This window comes from Exiguobacterium sp. s34 (assembly GCF_018617435.1).
GTDB classification, from domain to species: Bacteria; Bacillota; Bacilli; order Exiguobacteriales; family Exiguobacteriaceae; genus Exiguobacterium; species Exiguobacterium aestuarii.
The window spans coordinates 48,222-63,224 of the sequence record NZ_JACSKE010000005.1 but is presented as its reverse complement, the minus strand read 5'-3'; the positions used below and the strand labels follow the sequence as shown (position 1 = coordinate 63,224).

The window sequence follows — 15,003 nt, the reverse complement described above, 5'->3', positions numbered from 1 at the left end:
GAGGTGAAGTGGACGTGTGGTGGCGCGATGACACGCATCAAGATGAGGTAGAGGAATTGTACAAGCACATTCTCGAGCTAGAAGCGAGAATTGCCAAGTTAGTGGCTCATCAAGTGAGAGTGCGTCGGCTGCTGATGCAAGATTCTTCTGAGGACGTGACGGATCAAGTGGTTCAGGTTCAAAAAGAAGTCGAATATTTTTTAAACAGGATGCGACTCGAACGTCAAGAGCTCGTCGATATATACAATCGAAAACGCATTGAACAATCGATTGGACGAGTTCGGGAAGCGAACGATTTATCTACGTCGTCACTTTCCGAGTGGGATGCGATTGAGGATCAGCTCGCCCTTGAAGTCGAGCAACTTCGGCGTATGTTACTGATGGAACAGAAACGTCGACAGGAGGAGGGGTGGTAATGGAGGCAATCGATCAACTGTACTGGTGGGTGTTGATCATCGCTGGTTTTGGAACCTTTATTTATATGATGTTCTCTGATGCGTTTGACATGTTTGAAGGCTGGTTCAATCCTGCTGTCATTTTATCATTTTTAGCATTAGGTGCCGGAATCGGACTCATTTTAAACGCGTTGGCGCATGTTTCGCCGGTGATTGGACTGGCTGTCGCATTGGTCGGGTCACTCGCTCTAACAACACTTCTCTATTTGTTCGTGTTGTTACCATTATCAAACGCTGAAGAATCAATCGGGTTGACGGATGAAGCACTGGTCGGTCGAGTTGGACGGTTGACGGTACCGATACCAGAAGGTGGATATGGCGAAGTGATGATCGAGACAGTAACAGGGTCTCTCTTGAAGACGGCTCAAAGTATGGACGGGACATCGATTTCAGCTGACCACCGAGTCATTATTATTGAAATGAAGAGTAATATTGCCATCGTCATGACATATGACGAACCTACGATTCGAGAGGAGAAATAACTTATGAATACGGCTATTTTAGTCAGCATCATCGTCGGGGTCATCATCCTTGCACTCGTGTTTGTATTCGTGTTGAAATATCGCACAGTCGGACCTGACGAAGCATTGATTGTTACGGGTAGTTATTTAGGCAAAAAAAATGTACATAGTGATACTTCCGGGAACCGCGTCAAAATTATTCGTGGTGGGGGGACGTTCGTCTTACCAGTGTTCCAACAAGCAGAACCACTTAGTTTACTTTCAAGCAAATTAGAAGTAACGACGCCTGAAGTATATACCGAACAAGGTGTACCGGTCATGGCGGATGGAACGGCCATCATTAAAATCGGCGGGTCAATCAGTGAAATTGCGACAGCTGCTGAACAGTTCCTCGGAAAACCGAAAGTAGAACGAGAGAATGAAGCAAAAGAAGTGTTAGAGGGTCATTTGCGATCTATTCTTGGGTCGATGACAGTCGAAGAAATTTACAAAAACCGAGACAAGTTTTCTCAAGAAGTGCAACGTGTCGCCTCACAAGACTTGGCGAAGATGGGACTCGTGATTGTTTCGTTCACCATTAAAGATGTTCGAGATAAAAACGGTTATTTAGAATCACTCGGTAAACCTCGTATCGCTCAGGTGAAGCGTGATGCCGATATCGCGACTGCGGAAGCAGACAAAGAGACGCGCATCAAACAGGCGGAAGCAATGAAAGATGCGAAAAAAGCAGAACTAGAACGAGCATCTGAAATTGCCGAAGCCGAAAAAGAGAATCAACTCCGTATTGCGGCATACCGTCGCGAGCAAGACGTCGCGAAAGCTCGGGCTGACCAAGCGTATGAACTCGAGGAAGCACGTGCGAAGCAAGAAGTTACAGAACAACAGATGCAAGTTCAAATCATCGAGCGTCAAAAGCAAATCGAGCTCGAAGAGAAAGAAATCATGCGTCGTGAGAAGCAATATGATTCTGAAGTGAAGAAAAAAGCCGATGCGGACCGTTACTCGATCGAACAGTCGGCCGCTGCGGATAAAGCACGTCAAATCGCAAGCGCAGATGCGGAAAAATATCGTATCGAAGCACAAGCGAAAGCGGATGCGGAACGTGTTCGATTGGCTGGTCTTGCTGAAGCCGATTCTGAACGTGCGAAGGGTGAAGCGGAAGCTGAAATCATTCGCTTGACGGGTCTTGCAGAAGCGGAAGCGAAAGAGAAAATCGCCGAGGCGTTCGCTCAATATGGACAGGCTGCGATTCTCGATATGGTCGTCAAAATGCTTCCAGATTATGCGAAGGAGATTGCTGCACCACTTGGCAATATCGATCAAATCACGGTCGTCGATACTGGCGGTGGTCAAAACGGTGGAGCAGGGAAAGTGACGGGATATGCAACGGACCTCATGGCTTCATTGCAACAAACGTTGAAAGCATCATCAGGCATCGATATTAAAGATTTGCTTGAAAACTTTGCAGGTAAAGGGAATGTCGCAAAAGCTCCTGCACCGGAGCGAGAGTTAGCAGATACGACAGTCGCTGCTTCAAAAGAATAAACGACACGAGCCATAGACGATGTCTATGGCTCTGTTTTTTGTGTAGCACGATGTTACGCATGATTGACTAGTACGAGATGACTTCTGTCACTTTTAGAACATCAATCAAGTAATACAATGTTGGTATGAATGTGATGAATAGGCCGATCCATTTCATCCGCGGTCTGAACTGTAAGATAAAGCCGACCGTCCATAGTGCGAACCATAGCATGAAATACCAATGATATTGTGGGATATCTGTTTCTGCTATACCAGGACCACTCAACCAAAGTGATAATCCGAGTACAAACAATCCAGATATGACGTTCCAACTATGTCAAATCATCTTTTCAATCATTCCCTCAATCCTCCCTTCGGATTTGTCATCATCGTCATTCATCTTATAAATTCAACAATTGGGAAAAATCCCCTTTTGAAACATCTCACATTGTCAGATATCCCCGACATTTTATTCCCACAACTTTTAAAAAAAATTATGGAGAACCGCTTCCTCTCTGTCGATAAAAGAGTTGTCAGACCAATAGAGAGAGGGAGTATGGAATACATGAAGAAAAGTATAATAATCAGTACATTCACAGCCTGTTCGTTGTGGCTATCTGGTTGCCAGTCGGTCATCGATGACCCAACTGCCGCTGTTGAAGAACGTCAGACGATGGGTGTCGTCCTATCGGATGTTGGTCTCGGGGACCAATCGTTCAGTGATGCGGCGATGCGTGGTATGGGGGAGTTACGCGAGACGGGCGAATGGTTCGTTGACTATCGTGAATTATCTGAGACCGAGACGTATCAAGCAGGGTTTGAAGAGTTGGTCAAAGAGGGCCATGATGTAATCGTCGGTCTTGGTTTTGCTTGTCAGGAAGATCTCGAGACGGTAGCGACAGCGCATCCGAATCAACAATTTGCCCTTATTGATGGCGTGTCAGAACTGCCGAACGTCTTAAATGTAACGTTTGAAGAAGGAGAAGGCAGTGCGCTCGCGGGAGCGGTTGCAGGTCTCGAGACAGCGTCCGATACAATCGGTTTTATCGGTGGAATGGATATTGAACTTATCCAGAAGTTCGAGTCTGGATTTGAACGAGGAGCAAAATCTGTAAACGAGGATGTCGAGATGCTCGTCGACTTCTCCAACGACTTCGCCTCACCAGAGCTTGGACGCGAGTTAGCGGAGAAACAAATCAAAGAAGGAGCGGACGTTCTCTATGCAGCGGCGGGCCTCACTGGAGTCGGGGTACTTGAGACTGCTGAAAAGTATGGAATAAAAGCAATCGGAGTCGATAGCGATCAATCGATGATTGCACCTGATGCAGTCGTGACTTCAATGTTGAAACAAGTCGATTTGGCAATCGTTGAAATCGCTGGTCGTGTGACAAAACAACCATTCAACGATCATGTCATTCTAGGTATTGAAGAAGGTGGTGTCGGCCTAGCGCCGCTTCGTCGTATTCAGTGGGATGAACAAGAGATGACCCAGTATGAATCGGTCGAGCGTCAACTGAAGGAGGGGACACTACAATGAGTTTGCGTAAACGTTTTATCTTCTCAACGGTGTTCACCGTCGTCTTAATTGTCCTTATGATGAGCTATGTGTTATCGACCTTAAATCGCTTGCAGACATACAATGAACAGTACGGTAGTCAAATGATTGAATTGTCTCAGCTCGAGACGTCACTCTTGCAAGAACAGTCGCTCTGGACATCACTCGGAGAGCAGTCGAATCAGTCCACACTTGTTCAGCTTGAACGAGTCCGTGAATTAAATGCGGAAACGTTTGATGAATTAAAACAATCATACTTGATTCCAGAATTTTCGAATCACCTAGATCGTGCCACGATGAAGTATGAACAAGTGAATGAAGATGTCGAATCTGCATTAGAAGGCGGGATTGGTGCTCGAATTCAAGCTGCCAAACTCGAAGGCTTGTTAAATGATATCAATACGTTGATTGCAAAGAACGGTTCGTTCTATGAAGCGCTACAAGTAGAGGCAGCGAATGAGACAGAACGTCTATTGTTCATCTCGATCTTGTTAACGGTTCTTGTCGTCATAGCGCTTGGAATTTACAACTTCTTCTTTGCACGTTCCATCACTCGCCCGCTCGAGCGAAATGTGAAGGTGGCAGAAGCTATTGCTTCTGGACGCCTCGTCACATTGCCGGAGTCGAATCGAAATGATGAAATCGGACGACTCGAACGCGCCATGCGTGAGATGACGGCATCGCTACAAACGGTCATCGGTTCGATTCGCGTGACATCGATGAAAGTGAATGGGATGACTGAAACGGCAGCAGCTGAAAATGAAGCGGTCGTCAGCACGACGTCAAATATCACGAATGCCGTGGATGAAATGGCACATGGTGCGCAGTCGATTGCCAATGAATTGCAAGAAACGCTAAGTTCGGTCCATACGATGGCAACGTCGTTCGAGACGAGCTTGAATCAAACGAAACAGACGACAGAAGAGACGTCGGAGATGACTCGTGAAGTGGCAGCAGGGATTGAGACGTTAACTGATCAGGAACATATCCTTGATCGCTCGAGTGAACGAAATGAAGTACTTGTCACGAGAATGGATCACTTTGCTAAACAGACGGCCGAGATTGAATCGATGGCGAAGCTCGTGGAAGATGTTGCGGCCCAGACGAACTTGCTTGCCTTAAACGCAGCGATTGAAGCGGCACGCGCAGGAGAAGCAGGGCGTGGGTTCGCAGTCGTAGCGAGCGAAGTGAAAAAGTTGGCGGAAGAGAGCAATAAGGCGACCCGTTCGATTTTCCATGTCGTTGAGACGATTCAACAAGAAGTTGTACGTTTGACGGAAACGGTTAATGAATCGAAACGTGAACAAGAAGCGCAGCTTGAAGCGTTTGGATTGACGAAGGAAGCCTTTAACCGAATCCATGAGCGTACAGACCATGTCGCTTCATTCGTCCGTACGATTGAACAAGAGATGCGGACATCAAGTACTGAAGTGAATAACGTGTTGCGACGAGTCGAGGAAGTATCGGGCGTAACGGAAGAATTGGCGGCTGGAAACGAGGAAGTGGCGGCCTCGATGAAAGAACAACAGGCTAGCTTTGATCAAATCTTTACATTGATGCAAGAACTAGAAGGGCAGGCAGCGGCACTCGCCGACCAAGTCCAGCATTTCGAAGAAGAGTAAGCATCCTTATGCAGAATGACCGAAGACCAACTATTGGTTTTCGGTTTTTTTGCTGTTTTAGTGTTTTAGGATCCGAAACAATTGGGGCGATATAAAATTAGTGATTGTCTTTCATAAAATATGAAAATCGGTTACACAGCACACAGTGAAACGATTTCGTTCTGAATGGGTAGACACCGTCAACATCACAAGTGTGGTCATTCGTGATTCGCCATACTAGAGTCAACAGTCTAATCAGAGGAGAGAATCGCCTTGGAAAAGTGGAAGCAGGTCATCATCGGTGTTGTCGTCGTCCTGTTTTTAGGGGTTGGTTATTTATTTTATAATAAAGAACCAGAAGAACGTGTCGTCGATGAATTAGTCGTAGAATCAGAAGAAGTGGCTCCACCTGAGACAGTAGAGCGATTAGAAATCGTGGTCTATGTCACAGGCGCGGTCGAGTCTCCGAACGTCTATACCGTTCCAGAAGGCGCGCGAGTCGGGGATGTTCTCTCATTGGCAGTATTAACAGATGAAGCCGACCCGGAACAGTTAAATTTGGCACAACTGCTCGTGGACGGGGTGAAAATCATCGTGCCGAAAAAAGGAGAAGCACCGATCGCGCAAGAGGTACCAAGCACAGAGCTAGAATCAAATGGGGTACATGTGAATAGTGCCACGAAAGAAGAATTAATGTCGGTCCCTGGTATTGGTCCTGCAAAAGCAGACGCGATTCTAAACCATCTAAAAGAGAATGGTCCATTTAAAACATACGAAGACTTAGGTGATGTGAAAGGATTCGGAGAGAAAACATTAGAAAGTATGAAGCCTTACTTATTGGTACCATGAGATGCCGTTATTTCCACTATTTGCGGTATTGATGGTGAGCGGATTGACTGAAGGAGTCTACCTCGTCACACTCGTTTCTGGTGTGTTATACGTGGCGTCACGAGATGGACAAAACCTGTATGCGAAAGTCGGTGTTATTCTCCTCGTCTTGATTGCATGGCTACACGCTGATACAGCAGAATGGACACCGACAGACACAGTGGCGTTTTCGATTGAGAGTCGTAAAGAGAACGGAAATTCGGTTCGGTTATATGGAAACGTCGAGACGCATGAAGGAGTGTTGCGGGGGAGAGAACTTTCTATTGGAAGACCAGGTGAGACGTGTCTCGTAGAAATGGAACACGAAACGTTTCAGCCATTGCGTAATATTGGGGGATTTGATGAAAGGGAGTGGGCGACGAGTTCGAACTTATCTTTTAAAGGAAAGATCAAGCGAATCGATGAGTGCCGTCCGACACCTGGAATGAACGGTTGGATGTTAAGGTGGAAAGAAAGACATCTCCAACAAATCGAACGACGGTATCGCGCCGATGTCGCACTTTATATAGAAGCATTACTGTTCGGAGAAAGCCGGATGCTCGATGAAGAGACCTCCTTTTCATATCGGGTGACAGGACTCTTACATCTCCTCGTCATCTCAGGTTCGCATATCGCTCTGTTGATTGTTGCCTTGCGAGCACTGTTTCGACCAATCCCGATTCGACGAGAGACAAAGACGATATTGATCCTTTTGACGATCACAGCGTTCGGATGGTTGACAGGTTTTTCGCCACCGGTCGCGCGAGCTGTCCTTGTGGCGGATGTCTTGCTCATCCTTTCTTTGTTTGGTATATCGGTCAGAGACCCGATTCGTCTGCTTAGTTGGTGCGCGGCCGCAATGCTCGCCTTCCAGCCATACCTTCTTTCGAATTTAGGATTTCAGTTAACGGTTGGGATGACGTTCTTCTTGTTGGTCACAAGACAAATGTGGACTGGATTGTTGGGTTTGTCCGTGTTCGCCCAATTATTTGGATTACTTATCCTCTGGCAAGTTCAACCGATTCTATCCGTCACCGCTCCACTTCTCAATATCGTGATGACCTTTTGCATATCATGGGTGATGATGCCGCTCGCTTTCATCGTCTGGGTCATTCCTGAAACCGCACCTGTATTCATGATGATCCTAGACGCCATCAACGGGATCTTCTCCATGCATGATGCATATCGCCCTTGGATGCCGTTGCATGAATTGCTGTTTCCGCAACAAGTCAGTTTATGGGTTGGAATATGGAGCAGTCTGCTTCTTCTTCAATATAAACGAAGGCTGGGATGGTGTATGGCCCTTGTCACGTGTATTCTCGTTGCTGGATGGTCGGAGTGGTCAGAGTCTCCACGGGTGACATTTTTAGATGTCGGTCAAGGTGATGCGATCGTCGTCGAGTCGGGAGAAACGATTGGTTTGATTGATGTCGGCGGCGTGTTTCAGGATCCAAAGGAACAAAAGCGGACTATATATGACCCCGGTGCGGACGTTGTGGCACCTTACATATGGAAGCGAGGAGAACGCGCAGTCGATTTTGTCCTTCTAACGCATGCGGACCACGACCACATCGGTGGTTTAGAAGGGTTGTTGAAGTTCGTGCATGTAAAAGAAATCTGGTTATCGAAAGAAGTGGCGAATGTTGAGAAACGTGAGGAGATTCTGCGGCTAGCCGTGAAGTACGGGGCGTCCATCCGCTATCTCGAGGCAGGAGATCGTCCGATGCCTTGGATGTGGGTCGTTGCACCGAACAAAGCACATGAGGATGAAAATGATCATTCAATCAGTCTCTACATGAATGTAGGTGGCATGCGGTATTTATTGACAGGAGATTTGCCGATTGAAGAAGAATTGGGGCTTCCGACACTTGATGTCGACGTGTTTAAATTAGGGCACCATGGCTCGAATACGTCTTCAGGAGAAGCGTTGCTCGAGCGAATCAATCCGGAGTGGGTGATTGCAAGCGTCGGGGCGAACAATCGTTATGGTCACCCGCATCAGGAAACGTTAGACCGGATTGTAGGGCGCCGTTTGTTACGGACCGACCTCGACGGGATGATCGTTTGCGAAAAAAGAATGTGTCGGGGGATCATCGACTAGCACATGAACAAATATGATACACTAAAAAACGATTGCTCCCCCGGGGCAATCGTTTGAAAACTTATAAGCTCAAGAATTTGATGACGACACCGATGAAGAAAATCGTGAAGAAAAAGCCAAATGGGACGATGAAGCCAATCGCAGAGTCGATGGCGTCATTACGTTTACATTGAACGTCATTTTCAAACGGGTTTTCACTCGGTGGACGTACAGAGTTGATTTGCATATTAGGTCCCTCCTTATCATACTTCCTTTATAAGTATAGCGAATCATGCGAAGATAATCTATGTTTAGATGAGAATAAATTGTGAAAGTGGTGTGTGTTTTGAATGAACCGTGGTTACATAATGGTAAACTAGCGAGCGTCTATGTTCTCTATGGAACTGAAAAATATTTATTAGAGAACTGGGAACGGGGAATCGTGAAGGCGGCCAATCCATCCGGTGATCAATTTGATGTCATGCAACTCGACCTGCAAGAGACGTCATTAGATACTGCGCTTGATGAAGCAGAGACCGTCCCTTTCTTCAGTGAATTTCGGACGGTTATCGTCAAGAATGCGCAATTTTTGACGGGGGCAAAAGAAAAACAAAAGCATAACGTGGACCGACTCGCCGAATATGTTGTTCAGCCGGCGACTTATTCTGTTCTCGTCTTAATTGTCGAGTCAGAAAAACTCGATGAACGAAAAAAGATTGTGAAACGTCTAAAAGAACGAGCCATCGTACTCGAAGCCAAGAAGCCGAGCCAAGCAGAATTGATGCGATATGTGAACGATACGCTCAGTCAAGATCAACAAAAAATGGAACGTGCGACTATGGAGCGACTTTTATTTTTATGCCAGGATGATTGGGGAAAATTAGTCCGAGAATTAGAGAAACTGCAACTTTATGCAGGAACAGGTGCAACGATCCCGATTGACATCGTGAATGATTTGGTACCACGTACGTTAGAAGATAACGTGTTTCAATTATCCGAACTACTCGTCAAACGGCGAGCGGATGCAGCGCTTCGGTTAGTACGTGACTTAGAGAAGCAAGGGCAAGAATTGATTGGACTTCTCGGATTGTTAGCAAGACAATATCGAAACATGTATTTATCGAAACAATTGACAGAGTCAGGGTATGGGGAAAAACAAATCGCATCAAAAATTGGGGCCCATCCTTACACCGTCAAACTAGCGACACAAGCGAGCCGTAACTTCTCGGAAGCCCAACTCGCGCAAGCATTGACATTGATTGCAGATGCAGATGAAGCAATGAAAACAGGTCGTGGCGACAAACAAATTATCTTTGATACACTCGTTTGCCAACTGGCCCTTTTGTGAGGTGAGAAGATGGGGTTGAAACAAGTGACATTACAAGATGTGATTCCACTTCGGCATATTGTTCTTAGACCAGGTAGAGGGATTGAGACCTGTTATTTTGAAGGGGATGAAGCGTCAACGACACGTCACTTTGCCTGGGTCGAAGAAGATCGCGTACAATCGGTCGCGACTGTCATGTTGTCCTCGAGACTAATCAATGGGGAATCGGTACCGTACCAACTGCGTGGAATGGCGACGGACCCGAATCTGGCCGGACAAGGAATCGGATCGTGCTTCTTACAGGCGTTGCATGAAGAATTAGGTGGGTCATGGTGGTGCAACGCCAGGGAAGTGGCCGTTCGTTTCTACGAACGGAACGGTCTCGTGCGAATCGGTAAACCGTTCGACATTCCTGGTATTGGTCCTCATTATGTCATGGTATACAAAAAAACAGCCGGCTCCGAGTAGGAGGCGGCTGTTTCGTTTGGTCTCTAATTAGAGAGCAGCGATACGAGCTGCGAGGCGTGATTTATCACGACCTGCTTTGTTTTTGTGGATAAGGCCTTTTGATGCAGCCTTGTCGAGCTTCTTCGTAGCGAGGACGAAAGCTTCTTGAGCAGCTTCTTTGTTTCCTTCGAGTACGAGAGCATCAACACGTTTTACTGCTGTACGCATTGCCGCTTTCTCTTGAGAGTTCGCAACACGACGTTTTTCAGAAGTTTTTGCACGTTTGATTGCTGATTTGATGTTTGCCATTGTTTGTCACCTCCTGAAACAAGAAAGTGTATGTTCTTATTACTTCAAGTAATCATTCAACAGAACAAGCACAATTGTAGCAAACGGTTATATGAAAAGCAACCACTTGATGATTATTCTGAAAACTATATGTGGTATTGTTGTAGTAGGTCGTACACATTACTTTAGGATTTTGATATAATGACACGGTATGCATGAGAAGGATAGGTGAACCCATATATGAACAAACAAGAATTAGAGAATCGTCAGAAGAAGATTCGTAACTTTTCGATCATCGCTCACATCGATCATGGAAAATCGACACTCGCTGACCGGATTCTTGAAAAAACTGGTGCACTCACGGCTCGTGAGATGAAAGAGCAGACGCTCGACGCGATGGATTTAGAGCGCGAGCGCGGAATTACAATCAAACTGAACGCCGTTAAGTTGAATTATACGGCAAAAGACGGAGAAGAGTATATTCTTCACTTGATCGACACGCCAGGACACGTCGACTTCACGTATGAAGTGTCGCGTTCGCTTGCGGCATGTGAAGGTGCGATTCTCGTCGTCGATGCGGCTCAAGGAATTGAAGCGCAAACTCTTGCGAACGTTTACTTAGCTCTCGATAACGACCTCGAAATCATTCCGGTCATCAATAAAATCGACTTGCCGTCAGCGGATGTCGATCGTGTCCGTCAAGAAATTGAAGACGTCATCGGACTCGACGCGAGCGATGCGGTTCCGACATCTGCGAAGGCAGGTATCGGAATTGAAGAGATTCTCGAGCAAATCGTGGAACTCGTCCCACCTCCGACGGGTGACCCTTCAGAACCGTTGCAAGCTTTGATTTTCGACTCGTATTATGATGCTTACCGTGGTGTCGTCGCATCGATTCGTATCGTCAACGGTTCGGTCAAAGTAGGAGATAAAGTTCAAATGATGGCAACTGGCAAGACGTTCGAAGTGACAGACCTCGGTGTATCGACACCGAAGCCGGTCTCGGTCAAAGAATTGAACGTCGGTGACGTAGGTACGCTTTCTGCGTCAATTAAAACAGTTGGAGATGTTCGTGTCGGGGATACGATCACACTCGCGAAAAACCCGGCAACGAGTCAGCTTCCTGGTTACCGTAAGATGAACCCGATGGTGTACTGCGGATTGTATCCGATTGATGCAGCCAACTACAATGACCTCCGTGAGGCACTCGAAAAGCTTCAACTTTCCGATGCTGCGCTCGAGTTTGAACCGGAGACGTCACAAGCGCTCGGATTCGGTTTCCGCTGTGGGTTCCTCGGAATGCTTCACATGGAAATCATCCAAGAACGGATTGAACGTGAATTTGGAATCGACTTGATCACGACAGCACCATCGGTTATCTATCACGTGACGACGACTTCAGGAGAAGTCGTTCACGTCGATAACCCATCGAAGATGCCTGAACAACAAAAGGTAGAGTCGATTGAAGAACCATACGTCAAAGCGGCTGTCATGACACCAAACGATTATGTCGGTGCCATCATGGAGCTTTGTCAGAAGAAACGTGGGACGTTCATCGATATGCAATATATCGATACGACACGAGTCAAAATCACGTATGAAATTCCGCTTAGTGAAATCGTTTATGACTTCTTCGACCAATTGAAATCGAGCACGAAAGGCTATGCGTCTCTCGATTATGAGTTGATCGGCTATCGCCAATCGCGTCTTGTGAAGATGGATATCTTGCTCAACAACGAAGTAGTCGATGCCCTCAGCTTCATCGTACACCGTGACTTTGCATATGAACGTGGAAAAGTCATCGTCGAGAAGTTGAAGGCGCTCATCCCGCGGATGCAGTTCGAAGTCCCGGTACAAGCTGCTGTCGGAACAAAAATCGTCGCCCGCTCGACAATCAAAGCACTTCGTAAAAACGTTCTTGCTAAATGTTATGGAGGAGATATCTCGCGTAAGCGGAAACTCCTTGAGAAACAAAAAGAAGGTAAGAAGCGCATGAAGATGGTCGGGTCTGTCGAAGTCCCGCAAGAAGCGTTCATGTCTGTACTTTCTATGGACGAAGAGTAATTGGATCGAATCATCCTGATTTTCGAATCAGGGTGATTTTTTTGTTTAGGCAGGAAATGGGACTTCGTGTAAGGAAGAGTACACCCTTAGACAGACTATAGAGGAGGAAACACCGTGTCGACGTATACATATTCTGCGGGTCCCGGCATGCTACCAAAAGAAGTGATGCAAGAGATTCAACAACATCTCCTGACGTTTGAATACGATGGGATTTCAATTATCGAAACGAGTCATCGCTCGGAGTCTTTCCAACATGTAGTCGACTCTCTTGAGGCGAGGCTGAGGAGACTCATGCATATCCCTGAGAACTATGCGGTTCTTTGGCTACAAGGTGGGGCGACGCTTCAATTTTCAATGATTCCGATGAACTTGCGGAATCAAAATCGATTCGCCTATGTCGATACTGGGGTGTGGTCTAAAAAAGCGATGGAAGATGCGAAACACTTTGGACAGGTCGACGTCATCCATCCACTCATAGATGAGGCGGGTGGGATGTCATTCGAGCCGAGTCTTGTCCAAGATGTCGACTATCTCCATGTGACGCTGAACAACACGATCGAAGGAACCCGATTTACAAATTTACCAGAAACGACTGTGCCGATTATTGCGGATGCCTCATCGAACATTTTGGCGGAGCACATCGACGTGGAGCGTTTCGGGATAATCTATGCTGGTGCCCAGAAGAATATCGGACCTGCAGGACTTACGGTCGTCATCATACGTCGCGACTTGATTCAGTCGAAGGAGTTACCAAGCTATCTTGATTATGCGTCTCATGTCGATACGTTATTCAACACACCATCGACGTTCAGTATGTATGCAGCCGAACGTGTCCTGAAGTGGGTGGAAGACCAAGGAGGCGTTGAGGCGATGGAGCGACTAAATCGTGAAAAAAGTGAGGCGGTTTATTCATTCCTTGAACAATCGAATGTATTTTCTCCTCTCGTTTCAGGTGAACGTCGATCATTGACGAACATTCCGTTCACGACAGGTGATCATGGTCGAGACTTAAGTTTTCAACAATTTGCCATCGAGAGAGGATTGCTTGAACTAGGTGGGCACCGTTCCGTCGGTGGGCTTCGAGCAAGTTTATACAACGCGATGCCACGTGAAGGTGCTGAACGCCTTGTCGACGTCATGAAAGCATTTGAGGAGGAGAACGATGTATCACATCAAAACATTTAACCAAATCGCTGCTGCCGGCCTGAAACGATTTGAGCCGAACGAGTATGTCATCAATGCATCAGACCAAGCAGACGCCTGGGTACTGAGAAGTCATAATGTGCACGATGAAGAAATTCCGCCGCACCTGCTTGCCATCGCCAGAGCCGGGGCTGGTGTCAACAATCTACCGCTCGATCAACTCGCGAAACAAGGCGTTGTGGCGTTCCATACTCCGGGTGCAAATGCGAATGCCGTAAAAGAACTTGTCCTCGCGAGCATGATTCTCTCAGTAAGACCGATTGTCAAAGGTTTCAACTGGGTAAATGAACAGACGACCGAGTCGCAATCTCAGTTAGAAAAAGCGATGGAACAACAGAAACGGCAGTTCCTCGGGGCCGAGTTACGGGGGAAGAAAGTAGGAATCATTGGGCTTGGTGCCATCGGGGCTTCACTTGCCAATGATCTCCTTCAACTCGGGGTCGATGTTATCGGATATGATCCTCATCTCTCGGTCGATGCCGCTTGGAACATTTCGAAACACGTCACACGCGCCAAACATTTAAGTGAGGTTTTAGGAGCGGTTGACCTTTTGTCGATTCATATGCCACTTACGAAAGAGACGCGTTTCAGCATCGACCGTAGTTGGTTCGAGCGGATGAAGCCCGGCATGACCGTTTTGAATTTCGCACGAGGGGAACTCGTGAAAGATGACGATTTAGTAGAGGCATTCCATCATCATGTCGGACTCTACATTACCGATTTCCCTCGTCATACGCTCATCGGTCATCCTCAAGTGATGGCGTTGCCACATCTCGGTGCTTCGACGAGAGAATCAGAAGTCAATTGTGCGATTCAAGCCGTCGACACGCTTAAATTATATCTTGAGACCGGCAACATTCGTTCGTCCGCTAATTTCCCGAATGCGGAGCTTCCGTATACCGGAAAACGTCGCCTCGCGATTTTACATCAAAATGTACCGAACATGGTCGGACAAATTACAGGAGAGCTCGCCTCTCATGGGTTGAATATCGATAATATGATCAACCGTAGTCGTGGTGAGATGGCGTATACGTTGATCGACTTAGACAACAACGAACATGAACCGTTATCGATTCATGCACTGTATGACATCAAAGGCGTCATTCGCGTCCGAGAATTTTAAGGAGGATA

General features: G+C 46.8%; 15 protein-coding genes. 12 read left to right on the top strand and 3 right to left on the bottom strand.

Annotation, left to right across the window (positions count from 1 at the left end):
- Positions 1–14 precede the first annotated feature (14 nt).
- The 3 genes from KNO87_RS11440 to KNO87_RS11430 are packed head-to-tail and all read left to right on the top strand — an operon-like array spanning position 15 to position 2,461.
- On the top strand, positions 15–416 hold the full coding sequence (locus KNO87_RS11440; RefSeq protein WP_214795681.1) for a hypothetical protein: 402 nt from the start codon (positions 15–17) through the stop codon (positions 414–416).
- Complete coding sequence (locus KNO87_RS11435; RefSeq protein WP_214795683.1) at positions 416–937, top strand: NfeD family protein; 522 nt, start codon at positions 416–418, stop codon at positions 935–937. The genes KNO87_RS11440 and KNO87_RS11435 overlap by 1 nt, the downstream gene beginning before the upstream one ends.
- Before the next feature lie 3 nt (positions 938–940).
- Positions 941–2,461 carry a flotillin lipid rafts scaffold protein FloT gene (locus tag KNO87_RS11430; protein ID WP_214795685.1) on the top strand — a complete coding sequence of 507 codons (1,521 nt, stop codon included), beginning with the start codon at positions 941–943 and terminating at the stop codon, positions 2,459–2,461.
- Between the two features lie 67 nt (positions 2,462–2,528).
- Here the strand turns inward: KNO87_RS11430 and KNO87_RS11425 are convergent, their stop codons facing one another.
- On the bottom strand, positions 2,529–2,753 hold the full coding sequence (locus tag KNO87_RS11425) for a hypothetical protein (RefSeq protein ID WP_214795687.1): 225 nt from the start codon (positions 2,751–2,753) through the stop codon (positions 2,529–2,531).
- A 252-nt stretch (positions 2,754–3,005) separates the two neighbouring features.
- On the opposite strand from KNO87_RS11425, the gene KNO87_RS11420 reads away from it, so the two are divergent.
- From KNO87_RS11420 to KNO87_RS11405, 4 genes are all read left to right on the top strand, one after another.
- The gene (locus KNO87_RS11420) at positions 3,006–3,977 is read left to right on the top strand and encodes a BMP family lipoprotein (RefSeq protein WP_214795689.1); all 972 of its coding nucleotides are present in this window, start codon (positions 3,006–3,008) and stop codon (positions 3,975–3,977) included.
- Positions 3,974–5,617, top strand: a complete 1,644-nt coding sequence (locus tag KNO87_RS11415) for a methyl-accepting chemotaxis protein (protein ID WP_214787362.1) — start codon at positions 3,974–3,976, stop codon at positions 5,615–5,617. The genes KNO87_RS11420 and KNO87_RS11415 overlap by 4 nt, the downstream gene beginning before the upstream one ends.
- Before the next feature lie 252 nt (positions 5,618–5,869).
- Positions 5,870–6,445, top strand: a complete 576-nt coding sequence (locus tag KNO87_RS11410) for a helix-hairpin-helix domain-containing protein (RefSeq protein WP_214795691.1) — start codon at positions 5,870–5,872, stop codon at positions 6,443–6,445.
- A gap of 1 nt (position 6,446) precedes the next feature.
- Positions 6,447–8,564: a DNA internalization-related competence protein ComEC/Rec2 gene (locus tag KNO87_RS11405; protein WP_214795693.1), complete on the top strand. Its 2,118-nt coding sequence runs from the start codon at positions 6,447–6,449 to the stop codon at positions 8,562–8,564.
- Between the two features lie 61 nt (positions 8,565–8,625).
- Here the strand turns inward: KNO87_RS11405 and KNO87_RS11400 are convergent, their stop codons facing one another.
- Positions 8,626–8,790 (bottom strand): YqzM family protein, encoded by a 165-nt coding sequence (locus tag KNO87_RS11400; protein ID WP_214787369.1) that lies wholly within the window; start codon positions 8,788–8,790, stop codon positions 8,626–8,628.
- A gap of 81 nt (positions 8,791–8,871) precedes the next feature.
- Here KNO87_RS11400 and holA point away from each other — a divergent pair, with 81 nt between their 5' ends.
- A complete protein-coding gene (gene holA, locus KNO87_RS11395; RefSeq protein WP_214787371.1) occupies positions 8,872–9,891 on the top strand; it encodes a DNA polymerase III subunit delta in 1,020 nt (339 codons plus the stop codon).
- Between the two features lie 9 nt (positions 9,892–9,900).
- Entirely contained in the window at positions 9,901–10,338 is a 438-nt protein-coding gene (locus KNO87_RS11390) for a GNAT family N-acetyltransferase (protein WP_214795695.1), read from the top strand.
- Between the two features lie 27 nt (positions 10,339–10,365).
- Here the strand turns inward: KNO87_RS11390 and rpsT are convergent, their stop codons facing one another.
- The gene (gene rpsT, locus KNO87_RS11385) at positions 10,366–10,626 is read right to left on the bottom strand and encodes a 30S ribosomal protein S20 (protein ID WP_012726675.1); all 261 of its coding nucleotides are present in this window, start codon (positions 10,624–10,626) and stop codon (positions 10,366–10,368) included.
- Positions 10,627–10,845: 219 nt separating this feature from the next.
- Between rpsT and lepA the strand changes: the two genes are divergently transcribed.
- The 3 genes from lepA to KNO87_RS11370 all read left to right on the top strand — a co-directional run bounded on the left by lepA (position 10,846) and on the right by KNO87_RS11370 (position 14,995).
- Complete coding sequence (gene lepA, locus KNO87_RS11380) at positions 10,846–12,669, top strand: translation elongation factor 4 (RefSeq protein ID WP_214693159.1); 1,824 nt, start codon at positions 10,846–10,848, stop codon at positions 12,667–12,669.
- 114 nt (positions 12,670–12,783) lie between these two features.
- A complete protein-coding gene (serC, locus tag KNO87_RS11375) occupies positions 12,784–13,854 on the top strand; it encodes a 3-phosphoserine/phosphohydroxythreonine transaminase (RefSeq protein WP_214795697.1) in 1,071 nt (356 codons plus the stop codon).
- Complete coding sequence (locus tag KNO87_RS11370; protein WP_214795699.1) at positions 13,832–14,995, top strand: phosphoglycerate dehydrogenase; 1,164 nt, start codon at positions 13,832–13,834, stop codon at positions 14,993–14,995. Before serC ends, KNO87_RS11370 begins: the two co-directional genes overlap by 23 nt.
- Positions 14,996–15,003: the final 8 nt, after the last annotated feature.